The sequence below is a fragment of the Serratia sp. 2880STDY5682894 genome, assembly GCF_001537385.1.
GTDB lineage: Bacteria > Pseudomonadota > Gammaproteobacteria > Enterobacterales > Enterobacteriaceae > Serratia > Serratia nevei.
In genome coordinates this window covers 701,761-721,294 of record NZ_FCJA01000002.1, presented here as the reverse complement: position 1 = coordinate 721,294, position 19,534 = coordinate 701,761, and the positions used below count along the sequence as shown (strand labels likewise).

Sequence of the window (19,534 nt, the reverse complement as noted above, 5' to 3'; positions counted from 1 at the left end):
GATGAAATCACAATCCCCCCTGATTACCCTGCGAGATCTGGCGCAGGATGCGGTGGAACAGGCCGCGCAACAGCTGGGCCAGGTACGGCAGGCGCAGCAGGCGGCAGAGCAGCAGCTGTCGATGCTGCTCAACTATCAGGACGAATACCGCCAGAAGCTGAATCATACGCTCTGCGACGGCATGGACAGCTCACGCTGGCAAAACTACCAGCAGTTTATCGGCACGCTGGAACAGGCCATCGACCAACACCGCCAGCAGCTGCTGCAGTGGGGGCAGAAAGTGGATCATGCGGTGAAGCAATGGCAAGACAAACAACAGCGGCTGAACGCTTTCGAGACCCTGCATACCCGCGCTCTGACGGCGGAGCAGCAGCAGGAGAACAAACGGGATCAAAAACTGATGGATGAGTTCGCTCAACGCAGTGCACAAAGGAATATCAACCCATGAATCTGAACGCCCTGCCCGGCCTGGCCTTACCCGGCGACGCCGGCGGCCTGGCCGAACTGACGTCGGCGCTGGATGAGAGCCAGCTGTCGTCCGCTTTCGCCCAGCTGCTCGGCGCCCGTTTCGCGCCCGCCGCCGACGGCAAACAGCCGCCGGTCGCGCTGAGCGCGGACGAAGAACGCGCCCCGGCCCTGAGCCGCAACCAGCTCAATCAACTGCTGGCCACCTTCGGCGAGCGCGGCGGCCTGCTGCCGGGCCAGACGGCCTCAGCCGACGCGCTTTCACCTGAAGGCGCCGAGGACGAAGCGCCCGCCGCCGGCGACAAACCGGCGCAGCCGCCGATCGCCGCCGCCAAAGAGCTGGATGCCGCAACGCTGCAGGCGCTGTACGCCATGCTGCCGGCCGCGATCGTCGCCCAGGCGCAACCGGCCGAAGGCCAACGCTCGCTGCCGGTGGATAGCGCTGACGAGGCGACTGCGCTGCAGCCCGGCAATGGCCTGCTGAACATCGCGGCGGCCGGTGATAAAACCGCCGCGCGTTCATCGGCATCCCCCGCTCCCTCGCTGACGGAAGCGAAAACGTCGGCTACCGACGGCGATAATGCCAAGGCGGCGCTCCCGCAACCGACCAACGGCGAACGTGCAAGCACCGCACAGCCGCTGCCGGCGAGCGATGCGCAGCAGCCACCGACGCTCAACCACGCCGTCGCCCTGGCCGCCGCCAGCCCAACGCAAACGGCCGCTCCTGCCAGCGCACTGGTGACCGCACCGCCTGCGCCGCAGCTCAACGCGCAGCTGGGCAGCCCGGAGTGGCAGCAGGCGTTGAACCAGCAGGTGCTGATGTTCCACCGCAACGGCCAGCAAAGCGCCGAGCTGCGCCTGCACCCGCAGGAACTGGGCGCCTTGCAGATCACGCTGAAACTGGACGATCAGCAGGCGCAGCTGCACATCGCCTCCGCTCACGGTCAGGTGCGTGCGGCAGTGGAAGCGGCGATGCCGCAGCTGCGGCACGCGCTGGCGGAGAGCGGTATCAACCTGGGGCAGAGCAGCGTGGGCGGCGAGTCCACTCCGCAATGGCAGCAGCAGGCGCAACAGCAGGCTTCCAACGGCCAGGGGCGTTCCAGCTATGCTGAACATCATGGCGGTGACGGCGCAGCAGCCGAGGGCGTCAGCGCACCGGCGGCGCTGCAGCGTATGGCCAGCGCGGTCAACGGCGTCGATATTTTCGCCTAAGCCGCCGCAAACGCCCAAGCTGGCACCCATTTGCGCGTCTATTCAGGCTATTGCACGCCGCAATAGACGCGATAATACCTTTACATGTCATGCGTGCGGCCTTGCCGCGCGCTATGCCCGCCGCCTCGCCGGCCGCGGGTGGAACAACAGGAATTAGATTTCGCTATGTCTCAGAACTCCCTTCCGGCAGCACCGAAACGCCCCCTTCTGGTCATCCTGCTGGTCTTGATCAGCGTCGTCGCCTGTGGCGCCGCGGGCTACAGCTGGTGGCTGCTGCAACAGCATAAAAACGGCGCCGAACCGGCCGCTGCCAAACAGCAACCGCCGGCCGCGCCGGTGTTCATGCCGCTCGACACCTTTACCGTCAACCTGGTGACGCCGGACAACAACCCGGATCGCGTGCTGTACATCGGCCTCACGCTGCGTCTGCCGGACGAAAGTACCCGCCGCCAGCTGAACGATTTTCTGCCGGAAGTGCGCAGCCGTCTGCTGATGCTGCTCTCCCGTCAGGAAGCGAGCCAGCTGGCCAATGAACAAGGGAAGCAACAGTTGGTGGCGCAGATTAAGGACGTGCTCAGCCCGCCGCTGGTTAAGGGACAACCGAAGCAGGTGGTCAGCGACGTGCTGTTCACCGCCTTCATACTGCGGTAATCACTATGGGCGATAGCATTCTTTCACAGGCAGAGATCGACGCCTTGCTCAACGGCGACAGCGCGGGTGATGAACCCGAAGCGATAGTCGGCAAAGAGAGCGAGGTCAAGCCTTACGATCCGAACACCCAGCGCCGCGTGGTGCGCGAGCGTCTGCACGCGCTGGAAATCATCAACGAACGTTTTGCCCGGCAGTTCCGCATGGGGTTGTTCAACCTGCTGCGCCGCAGCCCGGACATTACCGTCGGCCCGATCAAAATCCAGCCGTATCACGAGTTCGCCCGCAACCTGCCGGTGCCGACCAACCTGAACCTGGTGCATCTGAACCCGCTGCGCGGCACCGCCCTGTTCGTGTTCGCGCCGAGCCTGGTGTTCATCGCCGTCGATAACCTGTTCGGCGGCGACGGCCGCTTCCCGACCAAGGTCGAAGGCCGCGAGTTCACCCCGACCGAACAGCGGGTGATCAAGCGCATGCTGCGCCTGGCGCTGGACGCCTACGGCGACGCCTGGAGCGCCATCTACAAGATCGACGTAGAGTACGTGCGCGCCGAAATGCAGGTGAAGTTCACCAACATCACCACCTCGCCGAATGACATCGTGGTCACCACGCCGTTCCAGGTGGAGATCGGCGCGCTGACCGGCGAGTTCAACATCTGCATTCCGTTCGCGATGATCGAACCGCTGCGCGAGCTGTTGACCAACCCGCCGCTGGAAAATTCGCGGCAGGAAGACAGCCACTGGCGCGAAACGTTGGTGAAGCAGGTGCAGCACTCCGAACTGGAGCTTATCGCCAACTTCGTCGATATCCCAATGCGGCTGTCGAAAGTCCTGAAGCTGCAGCCGGGCGATGTATTACCGATAGACAAGCCGGAACGCCTGATCGCCCATGTGGACGGCGTACCGGTTCTGACCAGCCAATACGGCACGTTGAACGGGCAATATGCCCTGCGTGTTGAACATTTGATTAACCCTATTTTGAATGCTCTGAGTGAGGAACAGCCCAATGAGTGATCCTAAGCAACCGTCTGGCGAAGGAAAGGAATCCGTAGACGATCTGTGGGCTGATGCGTTTAACGAGCAGCAGTCGACAGAGAAATCCGGCGCGAGCACCGAAGGGGTGTTTAAGTCGCTGGAAGCTCAGGATGCGCTCGGCAGCCTGCAGGATATCGACCTGATCCTGGATATTCCGGTCAAGCTTACCGTGGAACTGGGGCGCACCAAGATGACCATCAAAGAGCTGCTGCGCCTGTCGCAAGGCTCGGTGGTGGCGCTGGACGGCCTGGCCGGCGAGCCGCTGGACATCCTGATCAACGGTTACCTGATCGCACAAGGTGAAGTGGTGGTGGTGGCCGACAAGTTCGGCGTGCGCATCACCGACATCATCACCCCGTCCGAACGCATGCGTCGACTGAGCCGCTGATGACCGTTGCGGCGCCCGTTACCGTCCAAAGTACCCAACAACCCGCCGCGCCGGCCTTGCCGGCCGGTTCGGTGTTGATGCAGGTCAGCAGCGCGCTCGGCGGCATTCTGCTGCTGATCCTGTTGGCCGGTTGGCTGTTCCGCCGGCTGGGCTTCGCCCCGCAGGCGCGCAACAACAAGCTGCTCAACCTGCGCGCCAGTTGCCAGGTCGGGCAGCGCGAGCGCGTGGTGGTGGTGGAAGTCGACGATACCTTGCTGGTACTGGGCGTCACCGCCCAGCAGATCACCCCGCTGCACACCCTGCCCGCCCCGCCGAAAGACGAGGGGGCAGCCGATGCGGCGTCGCCGGCGGACTTCCGCCAACTGATGCAAAAAGTTCTGAAACGTCCGGAAAAATCGGCATGACCTCGACTCTTCATACCCTCGTCCGCCGTCCGGCGGTTTGGCTCCCTGCCGCCCTGCTGTTCATCAGCCCGGCGGCTGTGGCGCAACTGCCGGGGCTGATCAGTCAGCCGCTGGCCAACGGCGGCCAAAGCTGGTCGCTGCCGGTGCAGACGCTGGTGCTGTTGACCTCGCTGACCTTCCTGCCCGCCATGCTGCTGATGATGACCAGCTTTACCCGCATCATCATCGTGCTCGGGCTGCTGCGCAACGCGCTGGGCACCCCGTCGGCGCCGCCGAATCAGGTGATGCTGGGGCTGGCATTGTTCCTGACCTTCTTCATCATGTCGCCGGTGTTCGACAAGGTCTATCAGGACGCCTACCTGCCGTTCAGCCAGGACAAGATCGGGCTGGAGGTCGCGCTGGATAAAGGCGCGCAGCCGCTGCGCGAATTCATGCTGCGCCAAACGCGCGAAACCGATCTCGCGCTGTACGCCAGGCTGGCCAATCAGCCGCCGCTGGCCGGCCCGGAAGCGGTGCCGATGCGCATCCTGCTGCCCGCCTACGTCACCAGCGAACTGAAAACGGCCTTCCAGATCGGCTTTACGGTGTTCATTCCGTTCCTGATTATCGACCTGGTGGTCGCCAGCGTGCTGATGGCGCTGGGGATGATGATGGTACCGCCGGCCACCATCTCGCTGCCGTTCAAGCTGATGCTGTTCGTGCTGGTCGATGGCTGGCAGCTGCTGCTCGGCTCGCTGGCGCAGAGCTTCTATTCGTAACCCCCCGATCGGAGAACGCGAGATGACACCTGAATCGGTTATGGCGCTCGGCACCGAGGCGATGAAAGTGGCGCTGGCGCTGGCCGCGCCGCTGCTGCTGGCGGCGCTGATCAGCGGCCTGGTGGTCAGCCTGCTGCAGGCCGCTACCCAGATCAACGAAATGACGCTGTCGTTCATCCCCAAAATTCTGGCGGTGGTGGCCACCATCATCATCGCCGGCCCCTGGATGTTGAACCTGCTGCTGGACTACATGCGCACCCTGTTCAGCAACCTGCCCACCCTGATCGGCTAACCGTGCTCACCTTCGACAGCGCCCAGCTCACCGTCTGGCTCAGCCACTATTTTTGGCCGCTGCTGCGCATTCTGGCGCTGATAAGCACCGCGCCGATATTCAGCGAAAAGCAAATCAGCAAAAAGGTCAAAATCGGCCTTGGCGGGCTGATCGTCATCCTGATCGCGCCGACGCTGCCCGCCAGCAATATCCCGATCTTCTCCGCCGCCGGCCTGTGGCTGGCGATTCAACAGATTCTGATCGGCGTGGCGCTGGGATTGACCATGCAGTTCGCCTTCGCGGCGGTGCGCCTGGCGGGCGAAGTGATCGGCATGCAGATGGGCCTGTCGTTCGCCACCTTCTTCGATCCCAGCGGCGGCCCGAACATGCCGGTGCTGGCGCGCCTGCTCAACCTGCTGGCGATGCTGCTGTTCCTCAGCTTCGACGGCCATCTGTGGCTGATTTCGCTGCTGGCGGACAGCTTCCACACCCTGCCTATCCAGACGCAGCCGCTGAACGGCAACGGCTTCCTGGTACTGACCCAGGTCGGCTCGCTGATCTTCATCAACGGAATGATGCTGGCGCTGCCGCTGATCTGCCTGCTGTTAACGCTGAACATGGCGCTCGGCTTGCTCAACCGCATGACGCCGCAGCTGTCGGTCTTCGTGATCGGCTTCCCGGTCACCATGACCTTCGGCATCATGACGCTGGGCATGATGATGCCGATGTTAGCCCCGTTCTGCGAGCATCTGTTCGGTGAAATCTTCGATCGGCTGGCGGCGGTGATCGGCGGCATGACCTTCTAAGCCCCTGCGCAGCCCCTTCCTTCCCCCCGTTTTCGCCTGAGACAAAATGGCAATAAAAACGCTTTCTTGGGACAAAAGCCTGAGAAACGCCTTTTATCCGGATTAAGGTTCAAATGTCTCCGGTGGCTTGAATAAATAAAACCCCGACCTAGAATAGACCCGGTAACAAAAAATATCGCCTTGCACCTCCTTATCTTTCGCAGCGATAAAGTACGTTTATCTCGAGTAAAAAATAAGAATAACGCAGTCACGCATTGTTAAATACGCGGCAGATAACTTACACCCAGAATAAATGCGTCCGGCAGCCTGCCGGCTGCAGGGCGCAGCATCGACCTTTGCTAACCACAGGAGCGAGATCATGATTAAAGCGAAAAGCAACCGCAAAGCACGCCGGTTATTCGGTTTGACCCACTGGAAAAGCAACAAGTTTAGAGTTTCTTTTACCGAGACGGCCGACGGCGGAAAATGGAAAGTAGAGAAGAAAAAGAAATAGCACCGCTATTTATCGTCAGGGAAATAATATCCATCGCGATTTTTCCACCACTGATTTCAATCATGCCGTTGCGCATTAAACAGGGGTGACAATCGTATTATTGCTTCCCTGATGAAAAAAAGGCGCGTCACTCAGTCAGTAGTGGGAGAACGAGTGACGCGCCAAACGAGTGCGCCCGGTTTCAAGAAGCCTTCCTCCCCGCGGGGCGGAGAGGACGTTTTCTAAGCGCACTAAAGGGAAACCCGTCGCGGTCAGGCAACGGGGTCTTGCTCTTAACGATTCATCTGGAACAGCGACATGCCCTGCATATCGCTGAAGGTTTTATACGACGCCTGCAGCGCTGCCTGCTGCATAAAGTAAGACGAAATAGACTCGGCCAGATCGGCATCCGTCAACGCGCTCATCTGGACCTGGTTGGTCATGTCGCGCTCTTTGCCGATGCTGTCCAGCTGATCCATCTCCTGCAGCTGGCTGCCCAGCTCGGCGCGCACGCTCAGTACGTTGTTGTATGAGTTGTCCAGGCCGCGGTTGGCTTTCGCCAGCGCATCGTTCACCTGCTGCTTGGTGGCCTCATCGGCGCCCTGCAGCGGGGTTTTCAGCGCGTTCAGCGCGATATCGATACTCTCGAATACGTTGCTGACCGGCGCGCTGCCGTCCGGCTCAGGCTTCGGGTTGCTGGTCAACGACATGAACACCGCGTTGCCGGTATGGCCGATGGTCATGGTGCGGTTGGCGTCCACTTTCTGCTGAACCGTCTTGTCACCGCCCTGATAGCTGACGGTGCCACCGTTGTCGACGAACGGCGCCTTGTCGTTCACGTATCCGCCGAACATATAGCGGCCGTTGCCGTCGGTGCTGTTGGCCTGGTTCAGCAGCTGATCTTTCAGCCCCTGCAGCTGGGTGGCCAACGACTGGCGGTCGTTATCGCTTTCGGTGCCGCCGGCGCTGACGATCAGCGCCTTCATGTCCGCGATGGTGGACGTCGCGCCGGCCAAGACCGTTTCTTCCATCGACACGCTTTGGCGAGCGAAAGTCCGCGCCAGCGTGTATTGGCTGTTTTCCGCCTGCGACTGCGACAACATCACCGCGCGCGACGCCGCCAGCGGATCGTCGGACGGGTTGATCACCCGCTTGCCCGAGGAAAGCTGCTCGGCGGCCTTCATGAACAGCGACTGGTTGCCCGTGATGCCGTTCATGTTCTGTTGGTACATCATGCTGGTGCTCATGCGCATGCTGTGGGTTCCTTACTCTGAGCGACCGGCGCCGTTATCGGCGCCGGTTAACAATGAAATCAACGAATATTCAGCAGCGCATCGAACAGCGAGCTGGCGGTCTGAATCACCTGCGCGTTGGCCATGTAGTACTGCTGGAAACGCAGCAGCTCGCCGTACTCTTCGTCAAGGTTAACGCCGGACATCGACTGCTGTTGCTCGCCCAGCTGCTTCACGATCTTGGCCTGCGAAGTGGCGATGGCCTTGGCGGCAGCGGTCTGGTTACCGACGCCGCTGACGATGCCGGCATAAGCGCCGCTCAGGGTCGCCTTGCCGTCCACCAGGTTTTTGGTCTGCAGATCCAGCAGCTTCTTGGCGTTTTCGTTATCGCCTCGGCCGCTGTCGTCTTTACCGGCGGCGGCGATCTTGGACGAATCGGTGATGGCCACTTTCAGGTTGCCCGCCACGTCGCTGACCGGCTTCACGGTGAAGCTGTCTTTAGCCTGCGCATTGCCGTCGATGCTCACTTCCAGCCCATCGAAGTTCAGCGTCGGTTTGCCGTCGGCGCTGGTGCCCGGCGTGGCGTTGACTTTCACGTTGTCCGGCAGGCGGCTGACCTGCCAGTTGCTGCCGTCGAACTCGACGCGATAATCGTTGGCCTTCACCTTGCCGGTGTCGGTGTAAGCGACCGACAGCGACGCGTCGCCGGTGTTGCGGGTGTTATCCACCACCCGGCCGCCGCTGAAGCTGAAGAAGTCGCCGCCTGCGTCACCGTTCAGGTCGAAACCGGCGCGATGCTGCTGGTTGAAGCTGTCCGCCATCGCCAACGCCAACTGGCCCAGCTGATTGCGCACGCCGTCCAGCGTCTCGCTGCGGAATTTCAGCACGCCGCTCAGGCTGCCGCTGGTGATCTGGCCTTCCGGCACTTCGCTGGCGCCATTGCCGCGGTTATAACCGATGGTCAGGCGGGAAGGATCGCTGCTGGAAGGCATCGCCTCCACCTGATAAGTGTTGCTGCCCTGCACCAGGGTCAAACCGTTGGCGAAGGAGACGGTATAAGCGTCGCCATCCTGCTGCGTGACCTGCACGCCCACCAGCTGATTCAACTCGGTAACCAGCTGATCGCGCTGATCCAGCAACGCATTCGGCTCGCCGCCGGCGCTGCCGCGCAAACGGGTGATCTCGTCGTTCAGCTTGGCGATCTGTTGGCCGTAGCTGTTGATCTGCTGCGCCGTATCGCTGATCTGCTGATTGACGCCGTTGTCCATGTCGCGCAGGAATTTGTCGGTGTTGTTGAACTGGTTCACCAGGCCATTGGCCTTGCCCAGCACCGTCTGGCGCGCGGCGTCGTCACCGGCGTTGCTCACCAGGTTCTGCAGGTTGGTGAAGAAATCCTGCATGTTGGTCGACAGCGGGTTGGTTTTGCTCGCCAGCAGGTTGTCTATCTGCGAAATCTTCTCGTAATAGGCGTTTTGCGCCCCGAAGGCGCTTTGCGCACCGCGCAACTGGTTGGTGATGAACTGGTTGTACTCGCGGTTGACGCTGGTGACGGTCACACCGTTGCCGATAAAGCCGCTCATGGTGGCCATGCCGCCGTTCTGCGCCAGGATCGCGGTCTGGCGGTTATAGCCCGCCACGTTGTAGTTGGAGATGTTGTTGCTGACGGTACTGAGCGCCACCTGAGCCGCATTCAGCCCGCTCATCGCGGTATTGATTAAGCTATTGGACATCGGAATTCCTTATGCTGCGGCGCCGGTGGCCCACAGGGTTCTAATTGAGCTGCTGAGCCTGTTCGCTCAGCCTGTCTCGGTTATCGGCAAAAATGAGAAGAACTTGAGGAAAAAAAGCGGCAATGCGGTCAGCATCCAGCCAGCCTTCATTACCGCCTATCCCCTCAATAATTGGCGTCGCAGCAAGGCGACAAGCAAGGGCGTCCCCGGGAGCCTGGTTAAGCCAAGTGACCGGGGCGAACTTGTGCAGTCAACGCCGCTGCGGCGTCAAGCCTGACGGGGATTTAGAACAAATCTTTCAAATCGTGGGTATAAGCTTTGACCGCCTGTTCTCCTGCGTTCTTCATCTGCTGAATCACGCTGACCAGTTTGCTGGCGTACTGCGGATCGGTGGCGTAGCCGGCGCGTTGCAGCGCATGCGCCGCCTGCTCCGGGCTGCGCGCGGCGGCCACGTCGGCGTAGCGCGGGTTGTTGGTCAACAGCTTGACGTAATCGGCGATCGCCTCGACGTACGAGCCGTAGACGCGGAACTTCGCCTTCACCTTCTTCGCCGCGCCCTGTTCGAACTCGGTGGTGGTGATCTCCGTCACCGGCCCGTTCCAGCTGCCGCCGGCCTTGATGCCGAACAGGTTGTAGCTCGGCGTGCCGTCCGAGGTCGGGATCTCGCGCTGCCCCCAACCGGACTCCAGCGCCGCCTGAGCGACGATCAGCTGATGCGGAATGCCGCTCTGCTGGCTGGCGACCTTCGCCGGTATCGACAGGCGAGCGACGAAGTTGCCGTTGTTGAGCGACAGCGGCGCGGCGGCCGGCGGGGCTTTCGGCATCGCGCGGCGCACCATCTGCTCCAGCGCCTGGTTCGGCAGCGTTTGCAGCACCTCGTTGTCCAGCGCCATCGGCGACAGGCCCGCCGTTTCACTCGGCACAGTATTGGCGTTGCTCATCTGCTTGACCATCATGTCGGCCAGCCCCAGCCCTTTTTGCGACATCTGCTGGGCGATTTGCTGGTCGTACATCGAGGTATAGAGCCGCGTTTGATCGCTGCTCAATACCCCATCCTGCGGCAAGGCAGAGCGCATGCTTTTCAGCATCTTCTGCACGAACATGCCTTCTACCTGCTGGGCCACCTGCTTGAGGTTGCCCTGCGGGTCCGCCGCCGCATCGCGCTTGAGGCCATTCAGCGCCTGGGCGTCATAGGCCGCGCCCGACATCGCCATCAGATCGCCGGCCATCAGATGATTTCCAGCTTGGCGCGCAGGCAGCCGGCGCTCTGCATCGCCTGCAGGATCGACATCAGATCGATCGGCGTGGCGCCCAGCGCGTTCAGCGCGCGGATCACGTTGTTCAGGTTGGCGCTGGCGTTCACCTTCTGCAGCGATCCGCCCTGCTGTTGCACCGAGATCTGGGTGTTTGGCGTCACCACCGTCTGGCCGCCGCCGAACGGCGTCGTCGGTTGGCTGACGGTGTTCTGCCGATCGACCACCACCGACAGGTTGCCCTGGGCGACGGCGCAAGAGTCGAGGATCACATCGCGGTTCATCACCACCGAACCGGTGCGCGAGTTGATGATCACTTTGGCATCCATCGCCCCGACGTTGACGGTGATGTTTTGAATCTCCGCCAGGAAGCGCACCTGAGAGCTGTTGCCCTGCGGCACCAGCACCTGGATCGTGCGGGCGTCGAGCGGCGTCGCGGTGCCGCCGCCGCGTTGGCGGTTGATGGCGTCGCTGATCTGCTGCGCCAGCGTGAAATCTTCGTCGTTCAGTTGCAGGTTGAGAACGCCGCCGCTGCCGAAGGTGGTCGGCAGCTCGCGCTCGATGGTGGCGCCGTTGCTGATGCGCCCGCCCGCCAGCTGGTTGACCTGCACGCTGCTGCCGCCGGCCGCCGCACCCGCGCCGCCGACCAGCACGTTGCCCTGCGCCAGCGCATAAACCTGGTTATCCACGCCTTTGAGCGGCGTCATCAGCAGGGTGCCGCCACGCAGGCTCTTGGCGTTGCCCATCGAAGAAACCACCACGTCGATGTTCTGCCCGGCGCGCGAGAACGGCGGCAGTTTGGCGGTTACCATCACCGCCGCCACGTTTTTCAGCTGCATGTTGGTGCCTGGCGGCACGGTGATGCCCAGCTGCGACAGCATGTTGCTCAGGCTTTGGGTGGTAAACGGCGTCTGCATGGTCTGGTCGCCGGAGCCGTCCAGCCCCACCACCAGGCCGTAGCCGATCAGGGCGTTGTCTCGCACGCCCTGCACCGTCACCAGATCGCGGATGCGCTCCGCCGCCGCCGGCAAGCACACCAGCCCGACGCACAGCGCGATAAACCATTTTTTCAGCATCAGTCAATCCTTAGAACGGTGAAACATTTAAGAAGAAGCGCTGCAGCCAGCCCATGGTCTGCGCTTCGTTGATATAGCCATTGCCGACGTATTCGATACGTGCGTCCGCCACCTGCGTCGAGGTCACCGAGTTGTTGCCGCTGATGGTGCGCGGATTGACGACGCCGGAGAAGCGGATGAATTCCGTGCCCTGGTTGATGGCGATCTGCTTTTCCCCTACCACGTGCAGGTTGCCGTTGGCCAGCACCTGGTTGACCGTCACCGTAATGGTGCCGTTGAAGGTGTTGTTGGCGTTGGCACCGCCCTTGCCGCCGAAGGTGCTGTCGCCGGAAATATCCATATCGGCGCGCGCATTGCCCAACAGGCCGTCGAGGTAACGCGGCGAGGTGGCGACGCCGAACTTGCTTGCGCCGTTGCGGCTGGCGTTGGCGGAGGAGCTCTTGCTGGCGCTGACGTTTTCCTGCAGCACGATGGTCAGGGTGTCGCCGACGTTGCGCGGACGGCGGTCTTCGAACAGCGGCTGGTAGCCGTAGTTCATCGGCTGCACCGTCTGGAAGATCGAGCCGTTCGGCATCGGCGCACTGGCCGGCGCGGGCTGCGCCGTGGTCGCGCCGTCCACCAGCGGTTTGTGCGGGATATAGGCGCAGCCGCTCAGCGTCAGCATCACCATTCCCGCCAGCCAGCGTTGTCCCTGCCGCGGCAGGATTGCCATCGAATATGTGGTTACCACGGGTATCGCCTTTGTTTCACGAAAGAGAATGACGGGCGCGGCAAGCCGGGCCCGTCAATGACAGATTACAGTTGCGTCAGCTTTTGCAGCATCTGATCGGAGGTCGATACCGCTTTGCTGTTGATCTCGTAAGCGCGCTGAGTCTGGATCATGTTGACCAGCTCTTCCGCCACGTTGACGTTGGAAGTTTCCACGTAACCCTGATACAGCAGACCGGCGCCGTTCAGCCCCGGCGTGCTCTCGTTCGGCGCACCCGAGCTTTCGGTTTCCTGATACAGGTTCTCGCCCACGCTCTCCAGACCGCTGTCGTTGACGAACGTGGTCAGCGTCAGTTGGCCCACCTGCTGGGCGGCGGTTTGCCCCTGCTGGGTGACGCTGACGATGCCGTCGCGGCCGACGGTGATGGACAGTGCGTTCGCCGGAATGGTGATCGCCGGCTGCACCTGGAAACCGCTGGAGGTCACCAGCTGGCCGTTCTGATCGATCTGGAACGACCCGTCACGGGTATAGGCCTGAGTGCCGTCCGGCAGCATCACCTGGAAGAATCCCTGCCCCTTGATGGCGACGTCTTTGCTGTTGTTGGTCTGCGACAGGTTACCCTGGCTGTGCAGACGCTCGGTCGCCACCGGACGCACGCCGGTGCCGATCTGCAGGCCGGAAGGCAGCGTGGTCTGCTCGGAGGACTGCGCCCCCGGCTGACGCATGGTCTGGTACAGCAGATCTTCAAATACCGCACGCTGGCGTTTGAAGCCGTTGGTGCTGACGTTCGCCAGGTTGTTGGCGATCACGTCCATGTTGGTCTGCTGCGCGTCCAGACCGGTTTTGGCAATCCATAAGGATGGAATCATCGGTTATTTCCTTGCTGCTTAACTCATTGAGAGCAGTGAGTTGGCACGCTGTTCGTTTTCATCCACGCTGTGGATGACCTTCATTTGCATTTCAAAGCGGCGGGCGTTGGCGATCATGTCGACCATGGTTTCCACCGGCTTGACGTTGCTGCCTTCCAGCACGCCCGGCATCACCCGCACCAGCGGATCGTTTTGCAACTGATTGCCGCGCTGCTGTTGGGTTTCCGGCGTCAGGCGGAACAGCCCGTCGTCACCGCGCATCACTTCGCGCGCATCGGCTTTCACCAGCTTCAGGCGGCCGATCTGCGCAATGGTGTTCGGCGGATCGCCGGCGTTCAGCGCCGAAATGGTGCCGTCGGCCGCGATGGTGATCTCCGCCGACGGCGGCACCTCGATCGGGCCGCCGTCGCCCATCACCGGCAGCCCCTGCACCGTCAACTGCCCGGTGGAGGAGATCTGAATGTTGCCGTTGCGGGTATAGGCTTCACCGCCACCCGGCAGGCTCACCGCCAGGAAACCGTCCTGCTGCAGCGCCACGTCCAGCGGACGCGACGTGTAGTTCAGCGCCCCCTGGCTCATGTCGGCGCCCGGCGTCGACGCGGTCACCAAGGTGCGCGTCGCCATACTCGGCCCGTCGACCGGTACCGCGCGCAACGCGGCGAGCTGGGCGCGAAAGCCCGGCGTCGACGCATTGGCCAGGTTGTTGGCGGTGATGGACTGCTGTTCCAGAGTTTGGCGCGCCGCGCCCATCGCGGTATAAATCGCGTGATCCATGACTCGGCCCTATTAGCGCAGGCTAACCAGCGTCTGCAGGATGGAGTCCTGCGTCTTGATGGTCTGGGCGTTGGACTGGTAGTTACGCTGTGCGACGATCATGTTCACCAGCTCCTGGCTCAGATCGACGTTGGAAGACTCCAGCGCGCCGCTGGTCAGCTTACCGAAGCCGCCGCCGCCCGACAGACCGACGCGCGGCTGGCCGGATGCACCGGTTTCCTGCCACACGTTATCGCCCTGCGACGCCAGCCCTTCCGGGTTGGAGAAGTTGGCCATGACGATCTGGCCCAGCACCTGAGTCTGCTGGTTGGAGTAGATGCCCACGACGGTGCCGTCGTTGTTGATTTGGAAGTTGGTGTATTCACCGGCGGCATAGCCGTCCTGCGCCACTTTGCTCACCGAGTCGCTGCCCACGTTCTGCTGCATGCTGCCGGCGAAGCTCAGGGTGAAGTTTTGCGCCGGTGCGCCGTCTTTGGCGGTCATCGGGATCACCATGCTGAACTCGCCCGGCGCGCCGTTGGTGCTGGTGGTTTTCACCAGGTTGCCGCTGGTGCTGAACTCCATGGTGCCGGCGTTCACTGGCGCTGCGCTGCCGTCCTGGGTATAGACCTGCCACTTGTTGTCTTCCGTCTTCACGAAGTAGGCGTTGATGTTGTGCGCGTTACCCAGCGAGTCGTAGGCGGTGATGGTGTTGACGTAGTTGTAGCTGTCCTGTTTGGTCGGATCGAACGTCTTGTTCTCCGGCACTTTATGGGTGGACTTCAGGTTGGTTACCATCTCACCGGAGGTAGACGCCTTGGCGTTCATCATGCCTTCAGGAATGCTCAGCGGCACCGGGTTGGCACCCTGCTGGATGGTCGGCGGGGAACCGGCCGCCGGGTAACCGGTCAGCTGCAGGCCCTGCATGTTGGTCAGATTGCGGTTCTCGTCCAGCTTGAACTGGCCGTTGCGGGTATAGAAGATACCGCCGTCTTTATCCTGCATGCGGAAGAAGCCGTTGCCGTTGATGGCCACATCCAGCGCACGGCTGGTGCCGGTGGTGGTGCCGCCCTTGAAGTTCTGGGTGATGCCGGACACTTTAACGCCCAGCCCAACCTGCGAACCGGCGAACATGTCGGCGAAGGACACGCTGCCGGATTTGAAGCCCGCGGTCGCGGAGTTGGCGATGTTGTTACCGATCACGTCCAGGTTGGTTGCTGCCGCGTTCAAGCCGCTGACTGCCTGAGAAAAGGCCATGTTATTCTCCGAATAGTGGTCAGGCTATCGTCCGATTGAGCCTGATGCTTAGGGTTATAAGATCTGTCGCACGTCTTCCAGGGTGGCGTTGCCCGCCAGGCCGAGATCCAGCTTGGCGCCGTTGCCGTCGCGGATCACGCCGTTCACCAGCCCGAAGTGCAGGCTACGCGCCACCAACTGTTCACCGTTGCCTTTGGCGTTAATCGCCACTTTGTAGGCGCCGTCTGGCGCGGTGGAGCCGTCATCCAGCGAACCGTCCCAGGTGAAGGCGTGTACGCCGGCGGTCAGGCCGCCGATTTCGATGGTGCGCACCACCTGCCCGCTGGCGTTGGTGATGGTGGCGGTCACCTGATCGGCGGCGCGCTCCAGTTCCACGCCGAACGGCGTGGTGCTGACCTTGCCATCCTTGCTGCCGACCAGAATGTTGTTGCCCGGCACCATCACGCCATGACCGATCAGCGCCGTCGCCTGCAGCGACTGGTTGCTGTTGATCTGGCCGGAGATCGAGCCCAGCGTGGTGTTGAGTTTTTCGATGCCCTGAACGGTGTTGATCTGCGCCAGCTGCGAGGTCAGCTCGTTGTTCTGCATCGGATTGGTCGGATCCTGGTTTTTCAACTGCGCCACCAGCAGCGTCAGGAAGCTGTTGTGCAGATCCTGGCTGTTGGTATTTTTGCTGTTGTTACCGATGACGGTGTTGTCCAACGACTCGTTAGTGGTTGCGGCAATAGCCATGGGAACCTCCGGTTACTGACCCAGCGTCAGGGTTTTCATCATCATCGACTTGGTGGTGTTGAGCACCTCGACGTTGGCCTGGTAGCTGCGGGAAGCGGAGATGGTGTTGACCATTTCCCCCACGACGTCGACGTTCGGCATGCGCACGTAGCCCTTGGCGTCCGCCAGCGGGTTGCCCGGCTGGTACACCAGACGCTCGGGCGCCGGATCGTCCACCACCTGGGCGACGCGCACGCCGCCGGTCGGCTGCCCGGGCGCCGCCGCGACCTGGAACACCACCTGCTTGGCGCGGTAAGGCTCGCCGTCCGGGCCGGTCACGCTGTCGGCGTTGGCCATGTTGCTGGCGCTGACGTTCATGCGCTGGGATTGCGCCGATAACGCCGAGCCGGAGATATCAAAAATGTTCAGTAAAGACATGCGCCTTATCCTTGTTGCAGCACGGACATCATCCCTTTGATCTGCCCGTTGAGCAGCGTCAGGTCGGTCTGATATTTCAGGCTGTTATCGGCAAAGTTGGTGCGTTCGCGATCCATGTCCACCGTGTTGCCGTCCATCGACGGCTGGTCCGGTACCCGGTACAACAGATCGAGCTGCGGCGGCTGCAGGGTTTGCGCCGGGATGTGGCGCGCCGCCGTCAGGTTCAGCGACATGCCGTTGCCGTTGACGCGCCCTTGTTCCAGCACTTTGTTCAATTGGCTGGCGAAATCGATATCCCGCGCCTGATAACCCGGTGTGTCTGCGTTGGCGATGTTGGCGGCCAGAATTTCCTGCCGCTGGGCGCGCAAGTTCAGCGCCTCTTGGCCAAAGCGCAGAGCCGCGTCCAGTTTGTCGAGCATGCTCCCTCCGCGAGGTTAGAATTTGGAGTCGACAGGATAAACGTCCCCAGCGCCACCCTATCGCGGGAATAGACGCAAAATGGGGCGCTATTTATCTGCTTAGCCTGCGCGCGCTGCGGGTACACTTACGCGTATCCCGATGAAGCTTGAGAAGATGACGATGAAAGGTAAAATGCTGCTGCTTATCGGCCTGCTGTGCAGTCTGAACGCGCGCGCCGACGATCTGGCGACGCAAATCGAAAGCTTCATCAAAGGCAAGTTCACCGGCGAGCCGGTACAGGTGAAAGTGCGGGTGCGCACGCCGCCGGCCCAATGGCCCGCCTGCGAACTGCCCCAGCTGTCGCTGCCGCCCAACGCGCGGATCGGCGGCAACGTCAGCATTTCGGCGCGCTGTGGCCAGGAGCGGCGTTTTATCCAGACGCAGGTGCAGGTGTTCGGCCGCTATCTGGTTTCGGCGCGCGGCATCAGCGCCGGCAGCCGGTTGACCGCGGCGGATCTGGCGTTGAAGGAAGGCCGGCTCGATACCCTGCCGCCGCGCGCGCTGACCGAAGCGGGCAAAGCGTTAGGCGCCGTCAGCCTGCGCAATATCAGCCCCGGCCAACCGCTGACCCTCGCCATGCTGCGCCGCGCCTGGATTATCAAAGCCGGGCAACCGGTACAGGTCACCGCGCAGGGCGAAGGGTTCAACATCAGCGGTGCGGGCAAGGCGATGAACAACGCCGCCGCCGAAGACAGCGTGCGCGTGCGCATGGCGTCCGGGCAGATCGTCAGCGGCGTGGTCGGGGACGACGGCGCGATTCGCATTACGTTATAAAAAAGTAAAGGTTCCGCAAACCTTGCCGATAAGACAAATCAAGCAGCATTTTATTGGCCACCAGGGCCGCAAAACTTTCATTGCAGCGTCGTCGCCCCCGAGCGGTCACGGCGTAAACGGAGATGGACCATGAGTATCGATCGCACCCAGCGGTTACAGCCGGTTTCCACTGTGCAACCGCGTGAAACCCCGGCCGACAACCCGCTCCAACCGCGTAAGGCCGCCGTGGCCGAAACGGCCGTCAGCGGCACACAGGTCAAACTGAGCGAGGCGCAGGCGCGCCTGATGCAGCCGGGCACCCAGGATATCGATATGGGCCGGGTCGAGGCCATCAAGCAGGCGATCCGCAACGGCGAACTGAAGATGGACGCCGGCAAAATCGCCGACGCGCTGCTGCAAGACGCGCAGAGCGACATTCAATGGATCGCCGGGCGCGACTGACGGCGCGGCGGCGAGTAGCGGTAAAGGATAAGTCATCACTATGGAAAACCTGGCACAACTGCTGGATAAACTGTTGGAAACGCTGCAGGCGCTCAATGGCGTGCTGGAGGAAGAGCACGACTTGCTGTGTTCCGGCCAGTTGCCCGGCGTGGCGCTGCAGCGCGTAACCGATGCCAAAAGCCAACTGCTGGCGACGGTCGCCTACCTCGAGCAACAGCGCCTGGGGCAGGAAAAAGCCTGCGGGCAACGCGCGCCTTACGCCAGCCATGCGCCCTTGGCCGATCGCTGGCAACGCGTTCAACTGCTGAGCCAAACGCTGCGCGAGAAGAATCAGCACAATGGCCTGCTGCTCAATCAGCAGATCGACCATAACGCTCAGGCGCTGGCGATTCTCAGCAAGAACAACAAATCGCTGTATGGCCCGGACGGCCAGTCGCACGCCGGTAGCCTGCTCGGCAGAAAAATCGGCGTCTAAGCCCTGATTTCGCCCGGTGTGCGCACCACCGGGCGCGGGTTTACCCGGCTATGCGCGCCCTCTCGCATTTTCTTCTTATCGCTTTCTGAATTCCCTTAACGTTATGCGCCAGGCTGCGCAGAACGGATATTTGCCTGTTCCTCATCACTCCCTCTTTCGTCATCTTAGCTCGGTCGTTAAACATCTTGATCTATACCCACTAAGGGTATATTTTCACACGGAGAGTGAATGACCGACATTTATCTCACAAAAGCCTTCCAGACATTTGCCGGCGACGAACGCATCAGTGACGCCACGATAGTGAAAGCGGCGCGAGAGATGCAAAATCAGTTGTACGACGCCAATCTCGGTGGTTGCGTTTACAAAAAACGCATCGCCCGGATGGGGAGTGGAAAACGGCGCGGGTATCGGGTATTAATCGCAACGGCAGATGAAGGCAGGATCTTTTTCATGTATGGCTTTGCCAAAAACGAAAGAGACAACATCAATCAGGATGAGTTAATTTCCTGGCGGCATTTGGCGGCGCTGTATCTGGATTATTCACCATTCAGACTGTATCAGCTGGTCAACTGCGGGGAATTAATAAGGTTACAACTATGAGCAAGATGCTGAAATCGATCCACCAGGAAGTTCAGGGCCTGCACCGCGCCGGTTTCGTCGACGACGTGACCATGCGCACCTTCGACATGCTGTGTCTGCGGCCGGTGAAACAGTTCGGGCCGGCCGAGATCCGCGCGCTGCGCGAACGGGAAAACGTCAGTCAGCCGGTGTTTGCGCTGTATCTCAACGTCAGTAAAAAGGCGGTACAAAAATGGGAGCGCGGCGAAGCGCAACCGAACTCCGCCGCAATGAAGCTGCTGTCACTGGTGGAACGCAACGGCCTGCAAATTCTGGCCTGA

At 61.6% G+C, this 19,534-nt stretch carries 27 protein-coding genes; 16 read left to right on the top strand and 11 right to left on the bottom strand.

Features of this window, described 5'->3' with window-relative positions; genetic code table 11:
- The first annotated feature begins 1 nt into the window (after position 1).
- From fliJ to sra, 10 genes are all read left to right on the top strand, one after another.
- Positions 2-448 carry a flagellar export protein FliJ gene (fliJ, locus tag AWX27_RS08140; RefSeq protein ID WP_033647768.1) on the top strand — a complete coding sequence of 149 codons (447 nt, stop codon included), beginning with the start codon at positions 2-4 and terminating at the stop codon, positions 446-448.
- Complete coding sequence (locus AWX27_RS08135) at positions 445-1,677, top strand: flagellar hook-length control protein FliK (protein ID WP_060420811.1); 1,233 nt, start codon at positions 445-447, stop codon at positions 1,675-1,677. The genes fliJ and AWX27_RS08135 overlap by 4 nt, the downstream gene beginning before the upstream one ends.
- 165 nt (positions 1,678-1,842) lie before the next feature.
- Positions 1,843-2,328: a flagellar basal body-associated protein FliL gene (gene fliL / locus AWX27_RS08130; RefSeq protein WP_004934797.1), complete on the top strand. Its 486-nt coding sequence runs from the start codon at positions 1,843-1,845 to the stop codon at positions 2,326-2,328.
- 5 nt (positions 2,329-2,333) lie between these two features.
- A complete protein-coding gene (fliM, locus tag AWX27_RS08125) occupies positions 2,334-3,338 on the top strand; it encodes a flagellar motor switch protein FliM (protein WP_025303254.1) in 1,005 nt (334 codons plus the stop codon).
- Positions 3,331-3,747, top strand: a complete 417-nt coding sequence (fliN, locus tag AWX27_RS08120) for a flagellar motor switch protein FliN (protein WP_038876868.1) — start codon at positions 3,331-3,333, stop codon at positions 3,745-3,747. Before fliM ends, fliN begins: the two co-directional genes overlap by 8 nt.
- Positions 3,747-4,151, top strand: coding sequence for a flagellar biosynthetic protein FliO (gene fliO / locus AWX27_RS08115; protein ID WP_060420808.1), 405 nt, complete (start codon positions 3,747-3,749; stop codon positions 4,149-4,151). Before fliN ends, fliO begins: the two co-directional genes overlap by 1 nt.
- On the top strand, positions 4,148-4,909 hold the full coding sequence (gene fliP, locus AWX27_RS08110) for a flagellar type III secretion system pore protein FliP (protein ID WP_060420806.1): 762 nt from the start codon (positions 4,148-4,150) through the stop codon (positions 4,907-4,909). The genes fliO and fliP overlap by 4 nt, the downstream gene beginning before the upstream one ends.
- A gap of 22 nt (positions 4,910-4,931) precedes the next feature.
- Entirely contained in the window at positions 4,932-5,201 is a 270-nt protein-coding gene (gene fliQ / locus AWX27_RS08105; RefSeq protein WP_004934803.1) for a flagellar biosynthesis protein FliQ, read from the top strand.
- A gap of 2 nt (positions 5,202-5,203) precedes the next feature.
- The gene (gene fliR, locus AWX27_RS08100; RefSeq protein WP_033632754.1) at positions 5,204-5,986 is read left to right on the top strand and encodes a flagellar biosynthetic protein FliR; all 783 of its coding nucleotides are present in this window, start codon (positions 5,204-5,206) and stop codon (positions 5,984-5,986) included.
- Between the two features lie 358 nt (positions 5,987-6,344).
- A complete protein-coding gene (gene sra, locus AWX27_RS25290) occupies positions 6,345-6,479 on the top strand; it encodes a stationary-phase-induced ribosome-associated protein (protein ID WP_087763075.1) in 135 nt (44 codons plus the stop codon).
- Positions 6,480-6,751: 272 nt separating this feature from the next.
- Here the strand turns inward: sra and flgL are convergent, their stop codons facing one another.
- The gene (gene flgL, locus AWX27_RS08095; RefSeq protein ID WP_060420803.1) at positions 6,752-7,711 is read right to left on the bottom strand and encodes a flagellar hook-associated protein FlgL; all 960 of its coding nucleotides are present in this window, start codon (positions 7,709-7,711) and stop codon (positions 6,752-6,754) included.
- Between the two features lie 59 nt (positions 7,712-7,770).
- Positions 7,771-9,420 (bottom strand): flagellar hook-associated protein FlgK, encoded by a 1,650-nt coding sequence (gene flgK, locus AWX27_RS08090; RefSeq protein WP_060420800.1) that lies wholly within the window; start codon positions 9,418-9,420, stop codon positions 7,771-7,773.
- On the opposite strand from flgK, the gene AWX27_RS08085 reads away from it, so the two are divergent.
- Positions 9,413-9,697, top strand: a complete 285-nt coding sequence (locus AWX27_RS08085; RefSeq protein WP_038876852.1) for a hypothetical protein — start codon at positions 9,413-9,415, stop codon at positions 9,695-9,697. The two genes, flgK and AWX27_RS08085, sit on opposite strands and share 8 nt — an antisense overlap.
- 7 nt (positions 9,698-9,704) lie before the next feature.
- On the opposite strand, the gene flgJ is transcribed toward AWX27_RS08085, so the two are convergent.
- The 9 genes from flgJ to flgB form a co-directional block, all read right to left on the bottom strand.
- Positions 9,705-10,649, bottom strand: coding sequence for a flagellar assembly peptidoglycan hydrolase FlgJ (gene flgJ / locus AWX27_RS08080; RefSeq protein WP_060420798.1), 945 nt, complete (start codon positions 10,647-10,649; stop codon positions 9,705-9,707).
- Positions 10,649-11,749: a flagellar basal body P-ring protein FlgI gene (locus AWX27_RS08075; RefSeq protein ID WP_004934816.1), complete on the bottom strand. Its 1,101-nt coding sequence runs from the start codon at positions 11,747-11,749 to the stop codon at positions 10,649-10,651. Before AWX27_RS08075 ends, flgJ begins: the two co-directional genes overlap by 1 nt.
- Positions 11,750-11,759: 10 nt before the next feature.
- Positions 11,760-12,461: a flagellar basal body L-ring protein FlgH gene (flgH, locus tag AWX27_RS08070; protein ID WP_004934817.1), complete on the bottom strand. Its 702-nt coding sequence runs from the start codon at positions 12,459-12,461 to the stop codon at positions 11,760-11,762.
- 83 nt (positions 12,462-12,544) lie between these two features.
- Positions 12,545-13,327 (bottom strand): flagellar basal-body rod protein FlgG, encoded by a 783-nt coding sequence (flgG, locus tag AWX27_RS08065; RefSeq protein ID WP_004934819.1) that lies wholly within the window; start codon positions 13,325-13,327, stop codon positions 12,545-12,547.
- A gap of 18 nt (positions 13,328-13,345) precedes the next feature.
- Entirely contained in the window at positions 13,346-14,101 is a 756-nt protein-coding gene (locus AWX27_RS08060; protein WP_060420794.1) for a flagellar basal body rod protein FlgF, read from the bottom strand.
- 12 nt (positions 14,102-14,113) lie between these two features.
- Positions 14,114-15,337 carry a flagellar hook protein FlgE gene (flgE, locus tag AWX27_RS08055; RefSeq protein WP_004934822.1) on the bottom strand — a complete coding sequence of 408 codons (1,224 nt, stop codon included), beginning with the start codon at positions 15,335-15,337 and terminating at the stop codon, positions 14,114-14,116.
- Between the two features lie 54 nt (positions 15,338-15,391).
- Positions 15,392-16,069 (bottom strand): flagellar hook assembly protein FlgD, encoded by a 678-nt coding sequence (gene flgD / locus AWX27_RS08050; RefSeq protein WP_016927297.1) that lies wholly within the window; start codon positions 16,067-16,069, stop codon positions 15,392-15,394.
- Between the two features lie 12 nt (positions 16,070-16,081).
- Positions 16,082-16,486 (bottom strand): flagellar basal body rod protein FlgC, encoded by a 405-nt coding sequence (gene flgC, locus AWX27_RS08045; RefSeq protein ID WP_004934826.1) that lies wholly within the window; start codon positions 16,484-16,486, stop codon positions 16,082-16,084.
- 5 nt (positions 16,487-16,491) lie between these two features.
- Positions 16,492-16,905 carry a flagellar basal body rod protein FlgB gene (gene flgB, locus AWX27_RS08040; protein WP_033634995.1) on the bottom strand — a complete coding sequence of 138 codons (414 nt, stop codon included), beginning with the start codon at positions 16,903-16,905 and terminating at the stop codon, positions 16,492-16,494.
- Between the two features lie 160 nt (positions 16,906-17,065).
- Here flgB and flgA point away from each other — a divergent pair, with 160 nt between their 5' ends.
- The 5 genes from flgA (at position 17,066) to AWX27_RS08015 (ending at position 19,534) form a co-directional block, all read left to right on the top strand.
- The gene (gene flgA, locus AWX27_RS08035) at positions 17,066-17,719 is read left to right on the top strand and encodes a flagellar basal body P-ring formation chaperone FlgA (protein WP_060420907.1); all 654 of its coding nucleotides are present in this window, start codon (positions 17,066-17,068) and stop codon (positions 17,717-17,719) included.
- Positions 17,720-17,848: 129 nt separating this feature from the next.
- Positions 17,849-18,160, top strand: a complete 312-nt coding sequence (gene flgM, locus AWX27_RS08030; protein WP_019452957.1) for a flagellar biosynthesis anti-sigma factor FlgM — start codon at positions 17,849-17,851, stop codon at positions 18,158-18,160.
- 40 nt (positions 18,161-18,200) lie between these two features.
- Complete coding sequence (locus tag AWX27_RS08025) at positions 18,201-18,635, top strand: flagella synthesis protein FlgN (protein ID WP_033634998.1); 435 nt, start codon at positions 18,201-18,203, stop codon at positions 18,633-18,635.
- 228 nt (positions 18,636-18,863) lie between these two features.
- Entirely contained in the window at positions 18,864-19,235 is a 372-nt protein-coding gene (locus AWX27_RS08020) for a type II toxin-antitoxin system RelE/ParE family toxin (RefSeq protein ID WP_033647787.1), read from the top strand.
- Positions 19,232-19,534 (top strand): helix-turn-helix domain-containing protein, encoded by a 303-nt coding sequence (locus tag AWX27_RS08015; protein WP_038876832.1) that lies wholly within the window; start codon positions 19,232-19,234, stop codon positions 19,532-19,534. Before AWX27_RS08020 ends, AWX27_RS08015 begins: the two co-directional genes overlap by 4 nt.